The 22,735-nt window shown below is 71.2% G+C and carries 21 protein-coding genes; 12 read left to right on the top strand and 9 right to left on the bottom strand.

Annotated elements, in window-relative coordinates; all coding sequences use genetic code 11:
* Position 1: 1 nt before the first annotated feature.
* Positions 2–637 carry an ATP-dependent Clp protease proteolytic subunit gene (locus ACZ4N5_RS18420; RefSeq protein ID WP_467758108.1) on the bottom strand — a complete coding sequence of 212 codons (636 nt, stop codon included), beginning with the start codon at positions 635–637 and terminating at the stop codon, positions 2–4.
* A gap of 190 nt (positions 638–827) precedes the next feature.
* On the opposite strand from ACZ4N5_RS18420, the gene ACZ4N5_RS18425 reads away from it, so the two are divergent.
* The 8 genes from ACZ4N5_RS18425 (at position 828) to ACZ4N5_RS18460 (ending at position 8,383) form a co-directional block, all read left to right on the top strand.
* Positions 828–1,106, top strand: a complete 279-nt coding sequence (locus ACZ4N5_RS18425; protein WP_355838630.1) for a type II toxin-antitoxin system Phd/YefM family antitoxin — start codon at positions 828–830, stop codon at positions 1,104–1,106.
* 458 nt (positions 1,107–1,564) lie between these two features.
* Complete coding sequence (locus ACZ4N5_RS18430) at positions 1,565–1,867, top strand: urease subunit gamma (RefSeq protein ID WP_326789136.1); 303 nt, start codon at positions 1,565–1,567, stop codon at positions 1,865–1,867.
* A 16-nt stretch (positions 1,868–1,883) separates the two neighbouring features.
* A complete protein-coding gene (locus ACZ4N5_RS18435) occupies positions 1,884–2,195 on the top strand; it encodes an urease subunit beta (protein ID WP_261704238.1) in 312 nt (103 codons plus the stop codon).
* Positions 2,188–3,909 carry an urease subunit alpha gene (locus ACZ4N5_RS18440; RefSeq protein ID WP_467758109.1) on the top strand — a complete coding sequence of 574 codons (1,722 nt, stop codon included), beginning with the start codon at positions 2,188–2,190 and terminating at the stop codon, positions 3,907–3,909. The genes ACZ4N5_RS18435 and ACZ4N5_RS18440 overlap by 8 nt, the downstream gene beginning before the upstream one ends.
* On the top strand, positions 3,909–4,583 hold the full coding sequence (locus ACZ4N5_RS18445; protein ID WP_467758110.1) for an urease accessory protein UreF: 675 nt from the start codon (positions 3,909–3,911) through the stop codon (positions 4,581–4,583). Before ACZ4N5_RS18440 ends, ACZ4N5_RS18445 begins: the two co-directional genes overlap by 1 nt.
* A 576-nt stretch (positions 4,584–5,159) precedes the next feature.
* On the top strand, positions 5,160–5,837 hold the full coding sequence (gene ureG, locus ACZ4N5_RS18450; RefSeq protein ID WP_467758111.1) for an urease accessory protein UreG: 678 nt from the start codon (positions 5,160–5,162) through the stop codon (positions 5,835–5,837).
* Complete coding sequence (locus ACZ4N5_RS18455) at positions 5,834–6,592, top strand: urease accessory protein UreD (RefSeq protein ID WP_467758274.1); 759 nt, start codon at positions 5,834–5,836, stop codon at positions 6,590–6,592. Before ureG ends, ACZ4N5_RS18455 begins: the two co-directional genes overlap by 4 nt.
* A gap of 168 nt (positions 6,593–6,760) precedes the next feature.
* Entirely contained in the window at positions 6,761–8,383 is a 1,623-nt protein-coding gene (locus ACZ4N5_RS18460) for an alpha/beta hydrolase (protein WP_467758112.1), read from the top strand.
* Between the two features lie 81 nt (positions 8,384–8,464).
* Here the strand turns inward: ACZ4N5_RS18460 and ACZ4N5_RS18465 are convergent, their stop codons facing one another.
* The 4 genes from ACZ4N5_RS18465 to ACZ4N5_RS18480 form a co-directional block, all read right to left on the bottom strand.
* Positions 8,465–9,190, bottom strand: a complete 726-nt coding sequence (locus ACZ4N5_RS18465; RefSeq protein ID WP_467758113.1) for a lysophospholipid acyltransferase family protein — start codon at positions 9,188–9,190, stop codon at positions 8,465–8,467.
* Positions 9,191–10,154: 964 nt separating this feature from the next.
* Positions 10,155–11,405 (bottom strand): ornithine--oxo-acid transaminase, encoded by a 1,251-nt coding sequence (rocD, locus tag ACZ4N5_RS18470; protein WP_467758114.1) that lies wholly within the window; start codon positions 11,403–11,405, stop codon positions 10,155–10,157.
* A complete protein-coding gene (gene ddaH / locus ACZ4N5_RS18475; protein WP_467758115.1) occupies positions 11,402–12,214 on the bottom strand; it encodes a dimethylargininase in 813 nt (270 codons plus the stop codon). Before ddaH ends, rocD begins: the two co-directional genes overlap by 4 nt.
* Positions 12,215–12,339: 125 nt before the next feature.
* Positions 12,340–12,843 carry an Lrp/AsnC family transcriptional regulator gene (locus ACZ4N5_RS18480; protein ID WP_365870557.1) on the bottom strand — a complete coding sequence of 168 codons (504 nt, stop codon included), beginning with the start codon at positions 12,841–12,843 and terminating at the stop codon, positions 12,340–12,342.
* Positions 12,844–12,941: 98 nt separating this feature from the next.
* On the opposite strand from ACZ4N5_RS18480, the gene ACZ4N5_RS18485 reads away from it, so the two are divergent.
* The 4 genes from ACZ4N5_RS18485 to ACZ4N5_RS18500 all read left to right on the top strand — a co-directional run bounded on the left by ACZ4N5_RS18485 (position 12,942) and on the right by ACZ4N5_RS18500 (position 17,365).
* Positions 12,942–13,697 (top strand): LytR/AlgR family response regulator transcription factor, encoded by a 756-nt coding sequence (locus tag ACZ4N5_RS18485; protein ID WP_365870555.1) that lies wholly within the window; start codon positions 12,942–12,944, stop codon positions 13,695–13,697.
* A gap of 10 nt (positions 13,698–13,707) precedes the next feature.
* Positions 13,708–14,067 (top strand): hypothetical protein, encoded by a 360-nt coding sequence (locus ACZ4N5_RS18490; protein WP_467758116.1) that lies wholly within the window; start codon positions 13,708–13,710, stop codon positions 14,065–14,067.
* A gap of 3 nt (positions 14,068–14,070) precedes the next feature.
* The gene (locus tag ACZ4N5_RS18495) at positions 14,071–15,840 is read left to right on the top strand and encodes a sodium/solute symporter (RefSeq protein ID WP_467758117.1); all 1,770 of its coding nucleotides are present in this window, start codon (positions 14,071–14,073) and stop codon (positions 15,838–15,840) included.
* A 319-nt stretch (positions 15,841–16,159) separates the two neighbouring features.
* Positions 16,160–17,365 carry a sensor histidine kinase gene (locus ACZ4N5_RS18500; RefSeq protein ID WP_355838670.1) on the top strand — a complete coding sequence of 402 codons (1,206 nt, stop codon included), beginning with the start codon at positions 16,160–16,162 and terminating at the stop codon, positions 17,363–17,365.
* 95 nt (positions 17,366–17,460) lie between these two features.
* On the opposite strand, the gene ACZ4N5_RS18505 is transcribed toward ACZ4N5_RS18500, so the two are convergent.
* From ACZ4N5_RS18505 to ACZ4N5_RS18520, 4 genes are all read right to left on the bottom strand, one after another.
* Positions 17,461–17,619, bottom strand: a complete 159-nt coding sequence (locus ACZ4N5_RS18505) for a hypothetical protein (RefSeq protein ID WP_355838673.1) — start codon at positions 17,617–17,619, stop codon at positions 17,461–17,463.
* A 95-nt stretch (positions 17,620–17,714) separates the two neighbouring features.
* Positions 17,715–19,841, bottom strand: coding sequence for a serine/threonine-protein kinase (locus tag ACZ4N5_RS18510; protein ID WP_467758118.1), 2,127 nt, complete (start codon positions 19,839–19,841; stop codon positions 17,715–17,717).
* Positions 19,841–21,556: a DUF6777 domain-containing protein gene (locus ACZ4N5_RS18515; protein WP_467758119.1), complete on the bottom strand. Its 1,716-nt coding sequence runs from the start codon at positions 21,554–21,556 to the stop codon at positions 19,841–19,843. The genes ACZ4N5_RS18510 and ACZ4N5_RS18515 overlap by 1 nt, the downstream gene beginning before the upstream one ends.
* A 119-nt stretch (positions 21,557–21,675) precedes the next feature.
* Positions 21,676–22,629 carry a cytochrome c oxidase assembly protein gene (locus ACZ4N5_RS18520; protein WP_467758120.1) on the bottom strand — a complete coding sequence of 318 codons (954 nt, stop codon included), beginning with the start codon at positions 22,627–22,629 and terminating at the stop codon, positions 21,676–21,678.
* Positions 22,630–22,735: the final 106 nt, after the last annotated feature.

The following is a 22,735-nucleotide window of genomic DNA, read 5'->3' on the forward strand; positions in this document are numbered from 1 at the left end:
TTCACCTCGCGCCGGGCGTCTCGCGCGAGGCCCGGCGGCTCGGGACGATCCGGTCGATCAGCCCGTAGGCCAGCGCCGCCGGCGCGTCGAGGATCTTGTCCCGCTCGATGTCCGCGGCGACCCGCTCCGGGCTCTGCCCCGTGTGCCGTACGAGCATTTCCACGAGGATGTCGCGGGTACGCAGCAACTCCTCGGCCTGGATGACCAGATCGCTCGTCTGCCCCTGGACCGGCTCCGGGACGGACGGCTGGTGGAGGAGGGCGCGCGCTCCCGGCAGGGCGAGCCGCTTGCCAGGGGTGCCGCCGGTCAGCAGGACGGCCGCGGCCGATGCCGCCTGGCCGAGGCAGACCGTCTCCACGTCGCAGGTGACGAACTGCATCGTGTCGTAGATCGCGGTCATCGCGCTGAAGGAGCCGCCCGGGGAGTTGATGTAGAGCGAGATGTCCTGCTCGGGCGCCTGGTGTTCGAGATACATGAACTGCGCCATCACGTCGTTCGCCGAGGTGTCGTCGATCGGCGTCCCGAGGAACACGATCCGCTCACTCAGCAGCTTCGAATACGGGTCCACCGTCTGGTACCCCGTGCTGGTGCGTTCGGTGAACTCGGGCAGGACGTAACGGGCGGACGGACTGTCCATGGCGCGCGCCTCCTCAGGTCGACGTCCGTAAAAAATGTACAGGACGTACGTCTCTGCGGAAGGGGGCCATGCTCAGAGCGAAAACCGCCGTGTCCCCGCACCGGGAGCCGGCCGAGGGGCGCCGCGCGGCGCCCGCCGGCGGGATCTCGCACCCCGCGGAGTGCCGGAGGCCCGGTCTAAGCTGGACGTCATGGCCTACGAGATTCCGGTGACGCAAGCCAGGGCTGAGCTCGCCGAACTGATCAACCGCGTCGTGTACGGCGGTGAGCGCGTCGTCGTGACGCGGCACGGGAAGCCCCTCGTCGCCCTGGTCTCCGCCGCCGACCTGGAGCGCCTCGAAGAACTCCAGGAGCCCGCGGACGATCAGGTGATCAGCGCTCTGTCCAGCGTCCGCGAGGTGGCGTCCGCGCCCCGCGAACGCCAGCGGTTCGGTATCGCCGCGGAGCACCGGGGGCCCAGCGCCTCCTAGGGCCTGTCCGGTCGATCACGGCGGAGACAGGCTCTGGCCGCCCGCGCTGGACCGCGGCCACTGCCGCGCTCCGGGACCTCACCCGCTCTGGGACCGCCCCCGCGTTCTGGGACCGCCTCCGCGACCGCGGGCTTCGGCCGTGCTCATCACGGCGGCCACGGCGCCGCTCCCGCGGCCCATCCCGCGTACGGCCGCGCGGTATGCCGTATACGGTCCGGCCCTGGATGGCCTTGCGGCTTGCCGGGGTGTCGGCGCGGCCCGGTCGAGCGGAACCGGCGAAGCGGGACCGCCTCGCGGACCCGAAGGCGTCCTTACCCCCGGCCCTGGGGGGATCACAGGCTGGTTAACGTCCTCGAAACTCCGGCCAACTAGCGTGCCCATCCACGCCACCAGGGGTTTTGGTGGCTGCGGCCACCGGGCCCCGCACGGTCCGGAGCGAGGATGTGAGGTGGGACGCCGTGCAACTGACCCCGCACGAGCAGGAGAGGCTGCTGATCCATGTGGCAGCCGATGTCGCCGAGAAGCGCCGGGCCCGCGGACTGAAACTGAACCACCCCGAGGCCGTCGCCCTGATCACGTCGCACATCCTCGAAGGCGCCCGTGACGGCCGTACCGTCGCCGAACTGATGTCCTCCGGGCGCAAGATCCTCACCCGGGACGACGTCATGACGGGCATCCCCGAGATGATCCACGACGTCCAGGTGGAAGCGACCTTCCCGGACGGCACCAAGCTCGTCACCGTCCACGACCCGATCGTCTGACGGGGGAGCGAGCGCCATGATTCCCGGAGAGATCCTGTTCGCCGAGGAGCCCGTCGTCTTCAACGAGGGCCGTGAGGTCACCCGGCTGACCGTCCTCAACGCCGCCGACCGCCCCGTCCAGGTCGGATCCCACTACCACTTCGCCGAGGCCAATCCCGGTCTGGACTTCGACCGCGGAGCCGCGCGGGGCAAGCGGCTCAACGTCGCCGCCGGCACCGCCGTGCGCTTCGAGCCCGGCATCCCCGTCGACGTCGAACTCGTCCCGCTCGCCGGCGCCCGCGTGGTGCCCGGACTGCGCGGTGAGACCGGAGGTCCCCTCGATGCCTGAGATCTCGCGTGCCGCGTACGCCGATCTGTTCGGTCCCACGACCGGCGACCGTATCCGCCTCGCGGACACCGACCTGCTGATCGAGATCGAGGAGGACCGTTCCGGCGGGCCCGGCCTCGCCGGCGACGAGGCGGTGTTCGGCGGAGGCAAGGTCATCCGCGAATCCATGGGCCAGGCACGCGCTACGCGCGCAGACGGCACCCCGGACACGGTCGTCACCGGCGTCGTGATCGTCGACCACTGGGGGATCGTCAAGGCAGACGTCGGCATCCGCGACGGCCGGATCTCCGGCATCGGCAAGGCCGGCAACCCGGACACCATGGACGGGGTCCATCCCGACCTGGTGATCGGCCCCGAGACCGAGATCATCGCGGGCAACGGGCGGATCCTGACCGCGGGCGCCATCGACGCGCACGTCCATCTGATCTGTCCCCAGATCGCCGACGAGGCGCTCGCCTCCGGCATCACGACGCTCGTCGGCGGCGGCACGGGTCCCGCCGAGGGCTCCAAGGCGACCACCGTCACGCCCGGTCCCTGGCATCTGGCCCGGATGCTGGAGGCGATGGAGGGGTACCCGCTCAACTTCGGTCTGCTCGGCAAGGGCAACACCGTCTCTCACGACGCGATGCTGTCGCAGATCCGGGGCGGCGCGCTCGGCCTGAAGATCCACGAGGACTGGGGCTCCACGCCCGCCGCGATCGACGCCGCGCTCACCGTCGCCGACCGCACCGGCATCCAGGTCGCCATCCACACCGACACGCTCAACGAGGCCGGGTTCGTCGCCGACACCCTCGCCGCCATCGCGGGACGCGGCATCCACGCCTACCACACGGAAGGCGCGGGCGGCGGGCACGCGCCGGACATCATGTCCGTGGTCTCCGAGTCGTACGTGCTGCCCAGCTCCACCAACCCGACCCGGCCCTACACCGTCAACACCGCCGAGGAGCACCTCGACATGCTGATGGTCTGCCACCACCTGAACCCGGCGGTGCCGGAGGACCTGGCCTTCGCCGAGTCCCGTATCCGGCCGTCGACCATCGGGGCGGAGGACATACTCCACGACCTCGGCGCCATCTCGATCATCTCCTCCGACTCCCAGGCCATGGGCCGTGTCGGCGAGGTCATCATGCGGACCTGGCAGACGGCCCATGTGATGAAGCGGCGCCGGGGCGCGCTGCCGGGTGACGGCCGCGCGGACAACCATCGCGTACGTCGCTATGTCGCCAAATACACGATCAACCCGGCGCTGGCGCAAGGGCTCGCCCGCGAGATCGGCTCCGTGGAGACCGGCAAGCTCGCGGACCTGGTGCTGTGGGAGCCCGCGTTCTTCGGGGTCAAGCCGCACCTCGTCATCAAGGGCGGAATGATCGCGTACGCGCAGATGGGCGACGCCAACGCGTCCATCCCCACGCCGCAACCGGTCCTGCCCCGGCCGATGTTCGGGGCGATCGGGCGGGCTCCGGCCGCGAACTCGTTCAACTTCGTGGCGCCGCTGGCCATCGAGGACGGGCTGCCGGAGCGGCTCTCGCTCGGCAAGCGGTTCGTCGCCATCGAGTCGACGCGGGCGGTGACCAAGGCCGACATGCGGGAGAACGACGCGCGGCCCGAGGTGCGGATCGACCCCGACAGTTTCGCCGTGCACATCGACGGGGAGCTCGTCGAGGCGACTCCGGCCGCCGAACTGCCCATGGCCCAGCGTTACTTCCTCTTCTGATGTCCCGGGCAGCCCTTCTCGTCCTGGCCGACGGCCGCTTTCCCGCCGGAGGGCACGCGCACTCCGGCGGGGCCGAGGCGGCCGTCAAGGCCGGGCGGATCACCGGAGCGGCGACCCTGGAGGATTTCTGCCGGGGCCGACTGCACACGACCGGACTCGTCGCGGCCGCGCTGGCCGCGGCGGGCGCGCTCGGGTTCGATCCGGTGGCCCTGGACGCGGCCGCCGACGCGCGCACGCCGTCGCTCGCGCTGAGGGTCACCGCGCGCCGACTGGGCAGACAGCTGATGCGGGCTGCCAGGGCGACCTGGCCCTCCGCCGAACTCGACGCGCTGGCAAGGGAGTTCCCCAAGGGAGCTCATCAGCCGGTCGTGCTGGGTGTGGCGGCGCGGGCTGCCGGCCTGGGGCCCGAGGACGCCGCGTACTGCTCCGCGTACGAGTGTGTCAGCGGGCCGGCGTCGGCGACGGTGCGGTTGCTGAGTCTCGATCCGTTCGACGCGACGGCCGCGCTGGCCCGGCTCGCGCCGGAGCTGGATGTCGTCGCCCACGCGGCGGCGAGTGCGGCGCGGCGGGTCCTCGACGACGGGGTCGAGGCGCTGCCCGCGGCGTCGGCGCCGCTGCTGGAGATCAGTGCGGAGGCGCATGCGGCCTGGCCGGTACGTCTCTTCGCGTCGTAGACGGCGCGGACTCTCAAGTCGCCGGGGAGCCTGCGGGCTCTCGGATCGCTGGGAACCTCGGACTTCTCAGACTGCTGGGAGGCCGCGGGGCTTCACAGCGCAGGAAGTGAGTCCGCTGGACTTCACAGCGCAAGGAGTCCACAGGCTTTCGCGTTGCGGAGGTCCCGCGGGATTTCGCGTCCCAGGGGAGTCTGCCGGCCTTCGCGTGCGGGGAGTCCACGGATCTTCGCGTTGCGGGGAGTCCGGAGGTCTTCGGATCGCGGGAAGTCTGCGGATCTTCGGGTCGCGTGGAGTCCGTGGGCCTTCGGGCGCGCGGAGTCCACGGATCCTTGCGTCGCGGAGATTCCGCGGGATTCCGCGTCACAGCAAACCCGCGGGGCCGCCGCCGTAGGACGCGGCCACCCCTTGCCCCCCAACCTTCCCGGAGGTGTCGGTCCCTCTCGATCCGTCAGGGGACCCATAGCCTCCGGGTCAGCCGCCCCCAACCCCGCCGCCCCGCCCCGAAAGGCCTGGTCCGCGAACGACGGACAGGCCGCACGGGGGCCGGCGCGGACCGAACGAAGCTGGAGCCGTACCGTGCATCTCGACCACACTCACGACGGGCCGTCCGCGATCAGCGCCGATGCCCACCGGCCCGACGGCACGCGCCGCGCCCTGCGCATAGGGCTCGGCGGACCCGTCGGTTCCGGGAAGACCGCCACCGTCGCCGCGCTCTGCCGGGCGCTGCGCGACGAGCTCTCCCTCGCCGTCGTCACCAACGACATCTACACCCGCGAGGACGCCGAATTCCTGCTGCGGGAAGCGGTGCTGCCCCCCGAGCGGATCACCGCCGTCGAGACGGGCGCCTGTCCGCACACCGCGATCCGGGACGACATCTCCGCGAACCTCGAAGCGGTCGAGGACCTGGAGGACGAGATCGGGCCGCTGGACCTGATCCTCGTGGAGTCCGGCGGCGACAACCTCACCGCGACCTTCTCCAAGGGGCTGGTCGACGCGCAGATCTTCGTGATCGACGTCGCGGGCGGGGACGACATCCCGCGCAAGGGAGGGCCCGGGGTCACGACGGCCGACCTGCTCGTCGTGAACAAGACCGACCTGGCGCCGTACGTCGGGTCCGACCTGGGACGGATGGCGACCGACGCCAAGGCGCAGCGGGCCGAACTACCCGTGATCTTCCAGTCGTTGCGCACCGAGAGCGGCGTCACGGAGGTCGCCGGCTGGGTGCGCGAACGGCTCGCGGCGTGGACGGCATGACGACGGCGGGAGTGCGCGCCACCGCGCGGATCGAGGCCAGGGACGACGGCCGGGGCGGGACCTCGCTGCCGGTGCTGGACGGAGAGGGGCCGCTCGCCCTGCGCCGGATCAGGAGCACCGGGTCCGAGGCGCGCGTGATGCTGGTCGGGGCGATGAGCGGACCGCTCGGCGGTGACCACCTCGCCGTCGAGGCCCAGGTCGGTCCGGGCGCGCGGCTGAGGGTCGGTTCCGCCGCCGCCACCATCGCGCTCCCAGGACAGGCCAAGGGCGAGGCCCGCTACGACGTACGCCTCGACGTCGCCGACGGCGGTGAACTGTTGTGGCTGCCGGAGCAGTTGATCTCCGCCGGTGGCAGTGAGCTGTCCGTCTCCTCGCTCGTCGACCTCCGGGGCGACGCACGACTCGTCTTTCGGGAGGAGCAGGTGCTCGGGCGTGTGGGTGAGCAACCCGGGCGGCTCACCAGCCGTCTCACCGTTCGACGCGACGGACGTGCCCTGCTCGACCAGGAGTTGGCGTGCGGTCCCGGTGCGCCCGGTGGCTGGGACGGGCCCGCTGTCCTCGCGGGGCATCGGGCACTCGGGCAACTCGTCGTCGTACGACCGGAGTACGAGAAGGAGGTGCCGACGGCGCGTCTGCTGGGCGAGTACGCGGCACTCACCCCGCTCGCCGGGCCGGCCGTGCTCGTGACCGCGCTCGCCCCCGACGCGCTGCTGCTGCGGCGGGTGCTCGACGGGGCGCTGCGTGATCTCACGTGACGTCAATTGTCCGCTGGAGAAGGTGTATTCACGCCAGATTCACCGCTCAACGGAACACGGCATACCGGCTATCGGATTGGTAAAGAACACCGGTCACGTCTGTTGCCAGGGACCTCACAGCAGAAAGGATCCCCGTATCCATCGCAACGATGTACGGGGAGGTCACACTTGAGGTCCAAGAGACCGACGAAACGGGTGGCAGCGCTCGGTTCGGCCGGAGCGCTCGTCACCGCGACCCTGATAGCCGGAGCCGTCGCGGCCCCGTCGGCCACCGCCGACTCGCGCCACGGCCAGAGCCACGGCCAGAGTTACGGACAGAACCGCGAGCAGCGCGGAGCGGCCATCGCCGCGGAGCGGGCCGCCAAGGCCGGGATCGACTGGCAGGACTGCCCGGCGGACTGGGGCTTCGAGAAGCCGATCCAGTGCGGCTGGGTCAGCGTGCCGCTGGACTACGCCCACCCCTACGGCAAGCAGCTCAAGCTGGCCGTGGACCGCATCGGGAACACCGGCACCAAGGAGGAGCGCCAGGGCGCGCTCGTCTACAACCCGGGCGGCCCCGGTGGTTCGGGCATGCGCTTCCCGCGCCGTGTCACCACCAAGAGCCCGCTGTGGACGAACACCGCGAAGGCGTACGACTTCGTGGGCTTCGACCCGCGCGGTGTCGGCCACTCGGCGCCCATCTCCTGCATCGACCCGCAGGAGTTCGTCAAGGCGCCCAAGGCGGACCCGGTCCCGGACTCCGAGGCGGACAAGCGAGTCCAGCGCAAGCTGGCAGCGGAGTACGCGGACGGCTGTGCCGAGCGCACCGGCAAGGCCGTGCTGGAGCAGATGACCACGCCCAACACGGCACGCGACCTCGACGTCATCCGGGCCGGGCTCGGCGAGAAGAAGCTCAACTACCTGGGCGTCTCGTACGGCACGTATCTCGGAGCCGTCTACGGCACGCTCTTCCCGGGGCATGTGCGCCGCATGATCGTCGACAGCGTCGTCAACCCGTCGCGCGACAACATCTGGTACCAGGCCAACCTGGAGCAGGACATCGCGTTCGAGGGCCGCTGGAAGGACTGGGAGGACTGGGTCGCCAAGAACGACGCGGCCTTCCACCTCGGTGACACCCGCGCCAAGGTGCAGGACCAGTGGCTGAAGCTGCGTGCCACCGCGAAGAAGAGCCCGCTGGGCGGCGTCGTCGGCCCCGCCGAGCTGATCTCCTTCTTCCAGAGCGCCCCGTACTACGACTCCTCGTGGGTGCCGGTCGCCTCGGTGTTCAGCAAGTACGTCGCCGGTGACACCCAGGCGCTCGTCGATGCCGCGGCACCCGACCTGACCGACACGGCGGGCAACATCTCCTCGGAGAACGGCAACGCCGTGTACACGGCCGTCGAGTGCACCGACGCCCAGTGGCCCACCAGTTGGCGCAAGTGGGACCGGGACAACACGCGGCTCAACACGCAGTATCCGTTCATGACCTGGGCGAATGCGTGGATGAACTTGCCCTGTGCCAGCTGGCCGGTCAAGCAGCAGTCCCCGGTGAACGTGAAGACCGGCAAGGGTCTGCCGGCCGTCCTGATCGTGCAGTCCACGAACGACGCCGCCACTCCGTACCCCGGCGCCGTCGAACTGCACAAGCGGTTCAAGGGTTCCCGCCTGATCACCGAGCAGGGCGCGGGCTCGCACGGTGTGACCGGTCTGGTCAACCCGTGCATCAACGGGCGGGTGGACTCCTACCTGCTCACCGGCAAGACGGACGCCGCCGATGTGACGTGCGCCCCGCACGCCACTCCGCAGCCGTAGTCCTCGCTGCACGAGGGGGCGGCCGGTCCGACCGGCCGCCCCCTCACTCGTTCCTGCCGCGGACTCTGCCCGGTGCTCGGCTCAGCTGAGCGGCATCCGGGGGAACTTGCGGCCCGCCGCAGCCTTCTCGGCGGCCTCCTCGGCCTTGACGACGGCCGCGTACCGGTCGACGTACTCCTGCTCGGAGAGGGTGAGGATGGCGTACATGATCTCGTCGGTGATGGCGCGCAGGATGGCCTTCTCGTCCTCCATCCCGGCATAGCGCGAGAAGTCGAGAGGCTTGCCGAAGCGGATCACCACGGGATGGATGCGCGGGAGCTTCCTGCCCGGGGGCTGGGCCTCGAAGGTGCCGATCATCGCGCAGGGGATGACGGGGGCCTGGGCCCGCAGGGCCATCACCGCGACGCCGACCTTGCCCTTGTAGAGCCGTCCGTCGTGCGACCGGGTGCCTTCGGGGTAGATCCCGAGCAGTTCGTCCTTGCGCAGCACGCCGAGTCCCTCGCGGATGGCTGCCTGCCCCGCCTCCTTGCCGGAACGGTCAACCGGAATCTGTCCGACGCTGCGGAAGAAGGCCGCCGTCAGCCGCCCCTTGATGCCGGGCCCGGTGAAGTACTCGGCCTTCGCGAGGAAGGTGATCCGGCGCTTCAGGATCGCCGGCATCAGGAAGTGGTCCGCGAAGGACAGGTGGTTGCCGGCCACGATGGCCGGACCCGACGACGGTATGTGCTCAAGGCCCTCGATCCGAGGCCGGAAGACCAGCCTCAACAGTGGACCCAGAAGCACATATTTGAGCACGTAATAAAACACTGGGGCGCTCCTCTTTTCCCCCGGGGAGCGATCAGTGTAGGCGCGGCCGTGTCCGGGCGTAAGCATCGCGGTGTCACCCTCTGTGGCCTCTTGGCCGGTATCGAACCCCTTGCGTCACGACCTTCACCAGGGCCCCGAGAGCCGACCGGAGTTCCTCGGCCTTGACGGTGAGCGGAGGCGCCGACCGGTGGCGGAGCCGCGCGCGCCCTTGACCGGAATCGCCTCTTCCTTCTGGCTCCGACGCTACCCGTTCGGCTCGTTGGCGGCGACCGGCTGTGGCCCGCCGACCGGAACAGGGGCTGAACGGTGCCGACCGGGCACGCGCGGGGCCTGGCGGTCCTGGTCTCGGTACGGGGCGAGGTCCTGATCCGGACGGCCCGGCCCGAAGGCATCGCGCGGGTGCGGTCGTCGTCCGACGGTTCCCCGCCGGGCCAGGAGGTGCTTCAGCCGGTACTCGGCTCGCGGGTGCCGGCGGCGGCCTGGGGCGCCGACGGCAGGGCCGCCGTCCTGGTCGCCGAGCCCGACCGGGTCACCTGCTGCACCCGGCCCGCCGTCCCCGGCGGCCTCCCGGAGTGGGTGACGACCGAGACCTGCGCAGCGACCGGGAACGTATCCTCCACGCCGGACCGGCGCGACTGGTCGGCCTGCACGCGGGGGCCGTCGGGAACCTCCACGTGGCGGCCCCGGCCGACGGACAGGTCCGTTGCTGGTCGGAGACCTGGGTGGCGGATCGGGCGCACGTCGGGCTGTGGGCGGGGTGACCACGGACGGGGGCGCCGGGGCCCGGCGCCTGTGGACAGCGCCCGGCAGGACACAGCCCCGGGCGCTGCCGTCCCGGAGCCGGGACGGCGGTCTGCACGGCGCGGGTGGGCGTCTCCGCGTCCGTCCAGGTTCGCCGCTCCGACGGGTTCCGTGGCGCTGACACCGTGGGACGGCGAACCCGTCGGAGCCACGACCGATGTGGTCAGACCCCTTGCGTCAGCACCTTCTCCAGGGATCCGAGAGCCGACCGGAGTTCCTCGGCCGTGATGGTGAGCGGCGGCGCCAGCCGGATGGTCGAGCCGTGGGTGTCCTTGACCAGGATCCCCTCGTCCATCAGACCCTGGCTGATCTCCCGGCCCGTGCCGATGGACGGGTCGATGTCGACGCCCGCCCACAGCCCACGCGAGCGGAAGCCCTCGACACCCCGGCCCACCAGGGCCGTCAGCCCGTCCCGCAGCAGGACGCCCAGCTCGGCCGCCCTGCGCTGGTACTCACCGGTCTCCAGCAGGCCCACGACCGCCGAGCCGACCGCGGCGGCCAGCGGATTGCCGCCGAACGTCGAGCCGTGCTCACCCGGACGCAGCACCTGCAGCACGTCCCGCCGGCCCACGACCGCGGAGACCGGCACGATGCCGCCGCCGAGCGCCTTGCCGAGCAGCAGCAGGTCGGGGACGACGGACTCGTGCTCCACGGCGAGCGTGGTGCCGGTGCGGCCGAGGCCGGACTGGATCTCGTCCGCGACGAACAGGCAGCCGGCGCGGCGGGTGAGCTCGCGGACGCCGGCGAGATAGCCGTCGTCCGGGATGATCACGCCCGCCTCGCCCTGGATGGGTTCGAGCAGCACCGCGGCCGTGGTCTCGTCGATCGCCGCTTCGAGCGCGGCGAGGTCGTTGTACGGCACGACCCGGAAGCCGGGCGTGAAGGGGCCGAAACCGGAGCGGGCCGTCTCGTCGGTGGAGAAGCTGACGATGGTGGTCGTACGGCCGTGGAAGTTGTCGGCCGCCACCACGATGGTGGCCCGGTCGGGCTCGACGCCCTTCACCTCGTACGCCCATTTGCGGGCCACCTTGATGGCGCTCTCCACCGCCTCGGCGCCGGTGTTCATCGGCAGGACCATGTCCAGGCCCGTCAACGCGGCCAGCGACTCGGCGAATCCGGCGAGCTGGTCGTTGTGGAAGGCCCGCGAGGTGAGGGTGAGCCGGTCCAGCTGGCGGTGCGCCGCCTCGATCAGCACCGGGTTGCGGTGGCCGAAGTTGAGGGCCGAGTAGCCCGCCAGCATGTCGAGGTAGCGGCGGCCCTCGACGTCCTCGACCCAGGTGCCCTCGGCGTGCGCGACGACCACGGGCAGCGGGTGGTAGTTGTGCGCCAGGACGGGTTCCTCGGCTCGGATCAGTTCGGCGGAACTGCGCGCACCGGCGCCGGCGGACGTGGTCGTACGGGCGGGAGCGGTCATGAACGGATCTCCTGAGTGCAGCACTTGATTCCGCCGCCGGCCTTGTGGAACTCCGACAGGTCGACGGGGACGGGAACGTAGCCGTGCCGGACGAGCTGGTCGGCGAGGGCCTCGGCGCGCGGCGCGATGAAGACATGACGTCCGTCGGAGACGGAGTTGAGGCCGAAGACGAGGGCGTCCTCACGGGTCGCGAGCACCGCGTCCGGGTACAGCCGGCTCAGCACCTCGCGGCTGCCCGGCGAGAACGCCTCCGGGTAGTACGCGATGTTGTCGTCGTCGAGGACGAAGAGCGCGGTGTCCAGGTGGTAGAAGTGCGGGTCCACCAGGTGGAGGCTGATCACCGGGACGCCGAAGAACTCCTGGACCTCGCGATGGGCCTCGGGCGAGGTGCGGAATCCGGTACCGGCGAGGACGTAACGGCGCGTCGGGACGAGATCGCCCTCGCCCTCGCACACCGCTTCGGGGCGGTAGACGTCGAAACCGGCCGTCTTGAACCAGGTCTCGTACGCGGTCGACTCGGGGCGGCGCTCGGGTGCGTGGAAGGACGAGCCGAAGACGCGGCCCTCCAGGACGAGCGCCGAGTTCGCGGCGAAGACCATGTCGGGAAGGCCCGCGACCGGTTCGACGGAGTCGACGGTGTGGCCGTGCGCGCGGTAGGCGCTGATCAGCGCCTGCCACTGATCGCGCGCGAGATCGACGTCCACGGGGGTGTCGGGACGCATCCAGGGGTTGATCGCGTACTGCACGGCGAAGTGTCTGGGTTCGCAGACGAGAAAGCGCCGGGGGCGCGGCACACGGCTGTCGGGCACGAAGAGGTTCCTCCGCTTCCTGCGGTGTCGGCTAGTGGGATGCCTCCACGGTAAGAAGCGGGGGATACGGGCGACAAGCGCCGAGAGCTGCGCGTATACGCAGTACTGCTGCGTGATCGGCTGGGTCAGCGCACGTTTCCTGCGTCGTCCGGGGCTGCGTGGGTCGCCCCGGCCTCCGGAGCCTCGGGCAGCAGATGGGACAGCACCATGTAGCTGATCGTCTTCCGGATGAACGGCTCCACCCGGATGCGCTCCAGGATCTCCTCGAAGTGCTCCACGTCGACGGCCCGCACATGCAGCAGCGCGTCCGCGCCCCCGGTCACCGTCATCGCCGCGGTGATCTCCGGATGGTTGCGCACCACCTCCGCGAGCCGCCGCGGCGGTGCCGCGCCCTCGCAGTACACCTCCACGTACGCCTCCGTGCGCCAGCCGAGCGCCGCGGGTTTCACCGTGGCCGTGAACCCGGTGATCACGCCCGTCTCGCGCAGCCGGTCGACACGGCGCTTGACGGCCGTCGCGGACAGACCGACCGCCGCGCCGATCTCCGCGAAGCTCGTCCTGGCATTGGCCATCAGGGCCGTGATGATCTTGCGGTCGAGCTCGTCGAACATCGCGGGCTTGCTGTTCATGGCCGCACTGTATCCAGCGACAACCGCCACCCGGCCGGGGACAACGGCCATGTCCCGCACATGTCCAGCCATGCCGATCGCTCTTACACTCCACTGTCATGCTGCGCGTGCTCGCCGTCGACGACGAACAACCGTCCCTCGAGGAACTCCTGTATCTGCTGAACGCCGATCCCCGGGTCGGCAGCGCCGAGGGCGCGAGCGACGCGACCGAGGCGCTGCGCAGGATCAACCGGGCCCTCGAGTCCGGACCCGGCGGACCCGAGGCGATCGACGTCGTCTTCCTCGACATCCACATGCCCGGCCTGGACGGGCTCGACCTGGCACGGCTGCTCGGCGGGTTCGCGCAGCCGCCGCTCGTCGTGTTCGTGACCGCCCACGAGGGCTTCGCCGTGCAGGCCTTCGACCTCAAGGCCGTCGACTACGTCCTGAAGCCCGTACGCCGCGAACGGCTGGCCGAGGCGGTCCGGCGGGCCGTCCAACTGCGGGACACCGCACCCCTGATACCCGTCCACGAGCCCGACCCCGACCACATATCCGTCGAACTCGGCGGAGTGACCCGCTTCGTGGCCGTCGAGGACATCACCCACGTCGAGGCCCACGGCGACTACGCCCGGTTGCACACCGCGCAGGGCAGCCACCTGGTGCGCATCCCGCTGTCCACCCTCGAGGAGCGCTGGCGCTCCCGCGGCTTCGTCCGCATCCACCGGCGCCACCTCGTCGCGCTGCGCCACATCGGCGAACTCCGCCTGGACGCGGGCACGGTGAGCGTCCTCGTCGACTCCGTCGAACTCCAGGTCAGCCGCCGGCACGCCCGCCAACTGCGCGATCTGCTGCTGCGCCGGACCACGAGCTGAGGAGCACCGCGTGCCGCAGGACCCCACCGAACGTCGCGTGGTCGTCACCGGAGTGCCACGGCGCACCCGGCGGATGTCCGGCTACTACCGGCCGAGGACCGAGATCGACGAACAGACCACCCTCGGTCACACCTACGTGCGTTCGCTGATGCGCAGTCAACTCCGCGTGGCAATCGTCGTGTTCGCCGTACTGGTCCTGCTTGTGGGACCGCTTCCGCTGGTCTTCGCCGCGATGCCGGACGGCGCGACCCTGGAATGGGCGGTCCTCGGCTTCTGTCTGTACCCGCCGCTGGTGCTGCTCGCCCGCTGGTACGTACGGCGCGCCGAGCGCAACGAGAAGGACTTCGTGCGCCTGGTCGAGGACCGCTGAACCGTGAACGAGAACTACTCCGTTCCCGCCGTCGCCCTCGTCGTCGTCGCGACCGTCCTGGTCGGCGCGTTCGGGCTGCGCATCTCCCGGACCACCTCCGACTTCTACGTCGCCTCACGCACCGTAGGCCCCCGCCTCAACGCGGCCGCGATCAGCGGCGAATACCTCTCCGCCGCCTCCTTCCTCGGCATCGCGGGTCTGGTGCTCGTCCAGGGACCCGACATGCTCTGGTACCCGGTCGGTTACACCGCGGGCTATCTCGTCCTGCTCCTCTTCGTCGCGGCACCGCTGCGCCGCTCCGGTGCCTACACGCTGCCCGACTTCGCGGAGGCCCGGCTCGGCTCCCAGGCCGTCAGGCGGCTCGCAGGGGCTTTCGTCGTCGGCGTCGGCTGGCTCTATCTGCTGCCCCAACTCCAGGGGGCGGGGCTGACGCTGGCGGTGCTGACCGACGCACCCGACTGGTTCGGCGGAGTGCTCGTCGCCGTCGTCGTGGTGGCCACCGTCGCCGCGGGCGGCATGCGCAGCATCACCTTCGTACAGGCCTTCCAGTACTGGCTCAAGCTCACCGCCCTGCTCGTCCCCGCGGTCTTCCTGGTCCTCGCCTGGCAGTCCCACGGCGCCCCCCGCGACGCCTTCGACGAACCGCCGACCTTCCGCGAACAGCGCCTCGTCCAGGTCGACTCCACGCTCGACCTGAAGCTGGCCCGGCCGCTCACCGTCACCGCGACGGGCACCGTCGACGGCCGCCGGTACGCGGACGCGCGCGTCCGACTCCCGCAGGGCGCCCATCACATCGAGAGCGGCACCCGGCTGACCTTCGACCGGGGCGACCCGGTCCCGGCGGCCGACCGAGGCAGCAGCAGCGCCATGTCGACCTCCCTGGCCGCCGGGCGCGAGGAACGTCCGCTGTACGCCACCTACGGGCTGATCCTCGCCACCTTCCTCGGCACGATGGGCCTGCCTCACGTCGTCGTCCGCTTCTACACCAGCCCGCACGGAGTCGCCGCCCGCCGCACCACCGTCGCCGTCCTCGGCCTGATCGGCGCCTTCTACCTCCTCCCGCCCGTCTACGGGGTGCTGGGCCGGATGTACGCCCCCGAACTCAGCCTCACCGGCGACGCGGACGCCGCCGTACTCCTGCTGCCCGACCGGATGATCGGCGGAACCGGCGCGGACCTCCTCGGGGCGCTCGTCGCGGGCGGCGCCTTCGCCGCGTTCCTGTCGACGGCGTCCGGACTGACCATGGCCGTCGCGGGCGTGCTGACCCAGGACGTGCTGCCCTCCCGCGGCGTACGGCACTTCCGGCTCGGCACCGTGCTGGCGATGGCGGTACCGCTCGCCGCGAGCGTGCTGGTGGGCGGACTGCCCGTCGCCGACGCGGTGGGGCTCGCGTTCGCCGTGTCCGCGTCCTCCTTCTGCCCGCTGCTGGTGCTCGGCATCTGGTGGCGGCGGCTCACCCCGCCGGGGGCGGCGGCCGGGATGCTCGGCGGCGGCGGCGCGGCACTCGTCGCCGTCGGCGCGACCATGGCCGGCTATCCGGGGACGACGGGGTCCCTGCACGCGCTGCTCGCCTGGCCGGCGCTCTGGTCGGTGCCGCTCGGCTTCGTGACCATGGTGCTGGTCTCCCTGGCCACCGCCGGCCGCGTCCCGGCCGGGACGGCGGCGATCCTCGCCCGCTTCCACCTCCCGGAGGAACTCACGGACGGCCAGGTCCGCGCTGCGGTCAGCGGGACAGCGAGCGCGGCAGCGGGCGCGAAGGAGTCCGAACTGTGAGGGCCTTGGCCACCGGGCAGCGAGGTGAGGGCCTGTCGGCGGGGACGCGGTGGGACCGCCGGCCACCGGAACTGCTGCGCGGGTGCGGCCTCGCGGGCGGGGTTCCGGCCGGGGTGCGAGATGAGGGGGCGTTGCCGGGGGTGTTGCTGGATCGGCGGTCGTCGGGGTGGTCGTACGGGCGTGGCTTCGCGGGTGGGGTGAAGGTGGGGTGCGGGGTGCGGGTGTTGGCGGGAGTGTTGCCGGAGCCGGAGCCGGAGCCGGAGCCGGGGTCGCCGGGACGTCCGCGCGGATGCGCCCCCGCGGGCGGGGTGGTGGGCGGGTGAGCGGGTTCATCGCCGGGCTGTGTGTCGCCGTGCTCCCGTTGCTGGCAGCCGGGTTCTGGCTCGGCAGGCGCACCGCGCGGCCCGAGAGCCTCGGCGGACTCGGCACCCCGGTCGAGCACGCCACCTTCCAAACTCTGCACACGGCCTCGCTGGCCGCGCCCCCGCTGCGCGCCGGACTCACCGAGGAGACGGCCCGCCGGTCCGCCCGGCGGCTGCGCACGCTGCTCGGCACGGACGCGCTGTGCCTCACCGACCAGGAGACCGTCCTCGCCTGGGACGGAGTCGGAGCCCATCACCGCACCGAGATCATGGAACGCCTCGGCGGCCCGCTGGAAACCGGCCGCGGCGAGGCCTTCCGGCTGACCTGCGACGAACCCGACTGCCCCCTGCGCTGGGCCGTCGTCGCGCCGCTCACCGTCGACGAACGGGTGCACGGAGCGCTCGTCGCGTGCGCACCCCGCGAGTCCGCGGTCCTCGTACGCGCGGCGGGCGAGGTCGCGCGCTGGGTCTCCGTCCAACTGGAGCTGGCCGACCTGGACCAGTCCCGAACGCGGCTGATCGAGGCCGAGATCAAGGCGCTTCGTGCCCAGATATCCCCGCACTTCATCTTCAACTCGCTCGCCGTGATCGCCTCGTTCGTCCGCACCGACCCGGAGCGCGCCCGCGAACTGCTCCTGGAGTTCGCCGACTTCACCCGCTACTCGTTCCGCAGGCACGGCGACTTCACCACCCTCGCCGACGAACTCCACGCCATCGACCACTACTTGGCGCTCGTCCGGGCCCGCTTCGGCGAGCGGCTGTCCGTCACCCTGCAGATCGCGCCCGAGGTACTGCCGGTCGCGCTGCCGTTCCTCTGTCTCCAGCCCCTCGTGGAGAACGCCGTCAAACACGGACTCGAGGGCAAGACCGACAAGAGCCACATCAGCATCACGGCGCAGGACGCCGGCGCCGAGGCGCTCGTCGTCATCGAGGACAACGGCATCGGCATGGACCCCGACCGGCTGCGCCGCATCCTGTCCGGAGAGGTCAGCCCCTCCGGGGGCATCGGGCTCTCCAACGTCGACGAACGGCTGCGCCAGGTGTACGGCGACGATCACGGCCTCGTCATCGAGACCGCGGTGGGAGCGGGAATGAAGATCACCGCCCGGCTCCCCAAATACCAGCCGGGCGTGCACTCGGCGGCACGGCGCCCCCGCCCGTGACCGGCGCAGCCGACGGGCCGAGACCCCGGGAGACCGGTGGCCGGAGCCTGCGGGCGGTGCCCCGAGACGTGCGCGTTCACGGTGGTCGGCCGAGGTCAGGCGCTGCGGGAGACCACCATCCCCAGAGTGATCAGACCGAGCACGACCCAGCCGAACCACAGCCAGCCGTTACTGCCCAGCGCCACCGTGTAGGCCGTCACCATGACGAGCCCGCCCACGGTGAGCACCCCCATCGTCTTAGTCGAGCCGGGCATCGCAGCACCCTCCTCCAGGCGGGTCCGCGAACGCGGGCCGTGGCCTTTGGGGCCATTTTCACCCGGAGGGGGGCGGTTCGCCAGGGCCGCGCGGACTACTGGGCCCCTTGCCCCGGCCGCTGTCCCTCCTCGACGAAGCAGACCACCAGGTAGTACGGCTGGGCCCACACACCCGTACTGCGCACACCATGACTCCAGTGCGTGGCCGGGTCGTAGCCGTACCGGTCCGGTGGAGCGTCGACCGCGCACTGGTCGTTCGCCTGCTCCAACGGGTCCGTCCCTGGCCGGTAGACGCGGAGGTGGGTGATCTCGACGACCTTTCCCACAGGGTCCTTGTCGCAGGCGACCAGTTCGAAGTGCGTGCTCACCCGGTGGTCGCCGCCCACATGGCCCAGACAGTCGCCCAGCTGCATCTGGGTCGCGTCCGCGAACGTCATCCCGTACCGACGGAGGTCCCCGAGCGGGCCGAACACCGGGCCGTGCAGGCCCGCGAGCAGACAGGCGACGGTGCCTCCGGTGGTGTCGAAGCCCTCCCGGGTGGGCACGACGGCCATGCTCCTGACGTTCCAGGCGAGCTTGCGGGCGGTGTCCTTGGTCCGCTCCTCGCACCGGCGGGAGCCGTCGCGGCGGGCCGCCTCGAACGAGGGTGCCTTGTACACCGCCATGACCTGCGCGTCGGGGCTCGCGTCGTGACAGCTGCGATCCAACTGCAGCCGTGGCACGGTGGCGGTCCTCCACAGGGAGGGCTCACCGAAGACGCAGTCGCGCTGGTGCAGCGGTTCGACGAGCCCGACCGTGTCGCCGTAGGGAAGCGGGGCCGCCCGGTGCGCCCCCGCGTACCAGACCAGACCGGCCGCCAGACCGAGCGCGAGCAGCACGGCGGCCACGGCTCGCAGGGCGTGCGGTGGCTTTCGCCGTCGCCGTCCCGGGGGTCCGGGGACCGACGTCGGCGGTGCTCCGTGCCAAGGCGGTCCGAAGCCCTGCCCGTGTTCCGGCTGCGGTCCGCCCGGCTGCGGTCCGCCCGGCGGCGGACCGTCGGACCCCAGCCTCGGCAGCGGTGTGTACGCGCCCTGGGCATGGCCGGTGGGCGCGTACGGGCCCGGTGCCTCGGCCGTCGCCGGGTGCGGGCCCGCCCAGGGGGTGGTGGGGGAGTGACCACCGGGTACGACCGGACCCCGGTCCTTGCCCTGGGCCGGGCCGTACCCGGTGGCGCCCTCCGCCGCCGGATACGCGCCCGGCAGGGCCCGGCTCCGGTCCGCCGCCGGGCCGGACACACCCGGAGACCCGTCGGACGTGACGAGCGCCGACCACGGTGGCTGCGAGCCCGGGTCGAGACGGGTCGGCGGATGGGGCTGCGGCGTGAGGATCCGGGCCAGCGCCGACGCGGTGTCCTCGGCGGACAGCCGCAGGGCCGGATCCTTGACGAGCAGCGCCTCGACGACCGGCCGCAGGGCGCCGGCCCGCCGGGGCGGCGGGGCCTCCTCCAGGACCACCGCGGTGATCGCCGCGAGATCGGTGTCCCGGTCGAAGGGGCCGTGGCCCTCCACTCCGAAGTACAGGGTGCAGCCCAGCGAGAACAGGTCGGCCGCGGCGGTCGGCGGACCCCCCGTCGCCCGCTCCGGGGCCAGATAGCCGGCCGTCCCCACCAGCACGGACGTCTGGGTCCAGCGGGTCTCCAGGGAGTCGGGCTGGACCGAGATCCCGTAGTCGGTGAGCAGGATGCGGGCTTCCGGGTTCCCGGTGCGGTCCGGGGCGAGCAGGATGTTGGCCGGCTTCACGTCCCGGTGCATGATGCCGCGCTCGTGCCCGGCGGTCAGGGCGTCGAGGACCGCGATGCCGATACGGGCACATGCGTCGGGGGCGAGCGGGCCGCGCCGGGCGAGCCGGTCGCGCAGGTCCTCCGCACCCGCCACGTACTCCATGACGATCCATGGCAGGCCGTCGTGCTCCAGGACGTCGTGGACCGTCACGACGTGCGGGTGCCCTCGCAACACCGCCGCGTGCCGGGCCTCGGCGCGGGCCCGCGCTATCCGGGACTCGTGCTCCGCGCCGCTCTCCGGGACGTCGCGGAACCTGATCTCCTTGAGCGCCACATCGCAGTCGAGCCGTTGGTCGTGCGCGAGCCACACATGCCCCATCCCGCCCGACCCGACCTGGTCCACGAGCAGATACCGGCCGGCGATGGTCCGGCCCACCCCTGACTGCGGTGACCCCGGCGCCATCAGGTCGCTCCCCCCACGGAGGAGGAGGGTCCGACCGAGTCACCGACGCCGCCGGAGGCGGCCGAGCCGGAGGCGCCGGTGTCGCCGGTGCCTGTGGTGGTCTCGCCCGTCGTGGCGCCGGTGGTGGTTCGACCGGTGGTGCCGCTGCCCGTGGTGGTATCGCCGCCGGTCTGCCCTGTGCTGGTTTGACCTGTGCCGGCGCCTCCAGTGGTTGCGCCGGTCGTCGTTTGGCCTGTGGTGGTGGCGCCTGAAGCGGCACTGCCCGTGGTGGCGCCTGAGGTGGTTCGACCTGTTGTGGTCCCGCCTGTCGCGGCACCTGTCGTGGTCGAGCCCGTGGTCGTGGCGCCCGTCGTGGTCTCGCCGGTCGTGGTCTGGCCCGTACCGGTCTGGCCCGTGCTGGTCTCGCCTGCGCCGGCTCCCGTAGTGGTCTCGCCCGCGGTGGTGCGGCCGGTACCGGTCTCGCCCGAGGTGGCTCCCGTACTGGTCTCGCCCGAGCCGGTCCCGCTTGCGGTGGATTCGCCCGTGGAGGCACCCGTGCTGGTTTCGCCCGGTCCCGTGCCGGACTGGTCCGGGCTCGGTGTCAGGCCGCCGGTGTCGGTGGGGGTGTCCGGGCCCCCGCCGTCGCCCGGGTCGGACACGAACAGCGTCACCTGGCTGCCCCACTCCAGGGCACTGCCCTCGACGGGTTGGGAAGAGGTGACCGGGGCGTCGTCCGGCGGCAAGGAGCTGCCGCCGTAGGAGAGGGCCAGCCCCGCCTTCGCGAGCCGTCCGCTCGCCTCGGCGAACGTCAGGCCCGTGATCTGCGGGACGGTCGTTTCCGCGTGCGGGTCGAAGGGTTTGTCGTCCTCGCCCTCCGTGCCGAGCGGACGGGCGATCCCCCGGTCGGGGTTCTCGACGTCCACCAGCCGGAGCCGCTCGATGGGCGCCTTCCCGGGCGGCGGCTCGACGACGACGATCTGGTCCTGCCGGTAGCCGGACCATTTCCTGTTTCCGCCCTCGAACCCCACCGAGGCCCTCTTGATGTCGACCCTGGACGGGCGCAGTGGATTACCGCAGGAGCACTTCACCGCGGGCAGCCCCTGGCGGTCGACCAGAATGGCGATTCCGGCCTGGAGCAGGGCGTCGAAGGGGGCGGCTTTGCCGTGCTTGTACTCGTGATTCGTCACGAGGGTGTCGTGACGCAGCACAACGGGTGTGAGTCGATCGATATATCCGGAGATGTCGTTCGGCCGGATATTCAGCACGCGTGCCCATTCCCGCGCCCTGGCGGAGTTCTTGGGGTCGGTGAGGAATTTCTTGAGCTTCCCGACGACGCAGGTGCCGGGCTGTGCCGAGCCGCCGAAGTCCGGGGAGGGTTTACCGGAGCCGTTCGGTCCGGGTGTGCCGTGGTTCCCGTCCTGCCCACCGGTGCTGTTGTGGCCGCCGGTTTCACCTCCGGGTTTTCCCCCGCGTGTGCCGCCGTACAGCCCCGGGCTGTTGCTGGCCTGCACCCCGCCGATCGGCCGGGCCCGCAGTGTGCCGGTGGTGTCCTTGCCGAGCGTGCCGTCCTCCTTGAAGAAGGGATTGGCCTGCGAAACCCCCGCGGCCACGGCACGTATGGCGAACAATTGATCGGATTTACCGCACCCGCTGATTACCAGTACGGAAACCAGCAGCAAAGCCGTCCGGCGGCCCGCCGATAATCCGGCCCTTCGCATGGACGCGCGAAATGTCATGACCGCTCCCCCTCGCGGTTTCCCCCTGGACCCCGCGAACCGAGGACCGGACGCGGAGCTTCGCCTCCATGCTACTGAATGGAAATGCCTTTCACGCAAGCACGAATGGCACGGTTAATTCAGTGACCGCGTGCGTTGAGTGAGGCCAGATAGGCGTTGTAGGCCTCGAGTTCCTTGTCGCCGTCCCGGTCCGCGGCCCGGTCCTGACGCTTGGCCTGCCGCTGCTCGGAGCTGTACCACTGGAAGAGCAGCGCGAGCAGGACGAGCACGGAGGGGATCTCGCTGAACGCCCAGGCGATACCGCCCGCGGCGGTCTGGTCGGCGAGCGCGTCGATGCCGAGGGAGGCCGGGGGATTCTTGTACGACTCGACCATCGGCTGCGAGGCCATCATCAGCGCGATGCCGAAGAACGCGTGGAACGGCATGCCCGCGAACAGCTCCAGCATCCGCATCAGATAACCCGGGCGGTGCGGGCCCGGGTCCACGCCCATGATCGGCCAGAAGAAGACCAGGCCGACGGCGAGGAAGTGGCACATCATCACGACGTGGCCCGTGGTGGAGCCCATCAGGAAGTCGAAGACGGGGGAGAAGTACAGCGCGTACAGGCTCGCGATGAACAGCGGGATGGTGAACGCCGGGTGGGTGATGATCCGCATGTACCGGCTGTGCAGGAACATCAGCAGCAGTTCACGCGGCCCCTTGCTGCCCCGCTTCGCCGCCACCGGCAGCGCGCGCAGTGCCAGCGTGATCGGCGCCCCCAGCAGGATCAGGATCGGCGACAGCATGCTGATCACCATGTGCTGGACCATGTGCACGCTGAACATGACCATGCCGTAGTCGTTCAGCCGGGTGCAGGTGATGAGCAGTACGGTCAGTACGCCGACGACGAAGGAGGCCGTACGGCCCCACGACCAGGCGTCGCCGCGCCGCGCCAGGCGCACGACTCCCCAGCCGTACAGCCCGAGCCCGAGCAGGCACGCGACGAGGAAGAACGGGTCCGCGGACCATTCGAGCCCCCGCCCCAGCGTGAACGGCGGCAGATCCATGGTCATGCCGTGCCCGCTGTGATCCATCCGCCGGCTCCTGTTTCTGGGGGTGCCTCCCAGGCCCTTTTAAGGCAGTGGGGGAGGTTGTGTGCTGTCTGTCCGCACCAGAGTAGAACTGCCCCCGGCCGCCGCT

This window comes from Streptomyces sp. NPDC026500 (genome assembly GCF_055567635.1).

Excerpts from the sequence above, each read along its gene's own strand:
- ACZ4N5_RS18510 (WP_467758118.1), bottom strand. The coding sequence starts at position 19,841 with ATGGCGCCGGGGTCACCGCAGTCAGGGGTGGGCCGGACCATCGCCGGC.
- ACZ4N5_RS18440 (WP_467758109.1), top strand. The coding sequence starts at position 2,188 with ATGCCTGAGATCTCGCGTGCCGCGTACGCCGATCTGTTCGGTCCCACG.
- ACZ4N5_RS18445 (WP_467758110.1), top strand. The coding sequence starts at position 3,909 with ATGTCCCGGGCAGCCCTTCTCGTCCTGGCCGACGGCCGCTTTCCCGCC.
- rocD (WP_467758114.1), bottom strand. The coding sequence starts at position 11,405 with ATGACCGCTCCCGCCCGTACGACCACGTCCGCCGGCGCCGGTGCGCGC.
- ACZ4N5_RS18520 (WP_467758120.1), bottom strand. The coding sequence starts at position 22,629 with ATGGATCACAGCGGGCACGGCATGACCATGGATCTGCCGCCGTTCACG.
- ACZ4N5_RS18455 (WP_467758274.1), top strand. The coding sequence starts at position 5,834 with ATGACGACGGCGGGAGTGCGCGCCACCGCGCGGATCGAGGCCAGGGAC.
- ACZ4N5_RS18505 (WP_355838673.1), bottom strand. The coding sequence starts at position 17,619 with ATGCCCGGCTCGACTAAGACGATGGGGGTGCTCACCGTGGGCGGGCTC.
- ACZ4N5_RS18515 (WP_467758119.1), bottom strand. The coding sequence starts at position 21,556 with ATGACATTTCGCGCGTCCATGCGAAGGGCCGGATTATCGGCGGGCCGC.
- ACZ4N5_RS18425 (WP_355838630.1), top strand. The coding sequence starts at position 828 with ATGGCCTACGAGATTCCGGTGACGCAAGCCAGGGCTGAGCTCGCCGAA.
- ACZ4N5_RS18420 (WP_467758108.1), bottom strand. The coding sequence starts at position 637 with ATGGACAGTCCGTCCGCCCGTTACGTCCTGCCCGAGTTCACCGAACGC.
- ACZ4N5_RS18435 (WP_261704238.1), top strand. The coding sequence starts at position 1,884 with ATGATTCCCGGAGAGATCCTGTTCGCCGAGGAGCCCGTCGTCTTCAAC.
- ACZ4N5_RS18485 (WP_365870555.1), top strand. The coding sequence starts at position 12,942 with ATGCTGCGCGTGCTCGCCGTCGACGACGAACAACCGTCCCTCGAGGAA.
- ACZ4N5_RS18480 (WP_365870557.1), bottom strand. The coding sequence starts at position 12,843 with ATGAACAGCAAGCCCGCGATGTTCGACGAGCTCGACCGCAAGATCATC.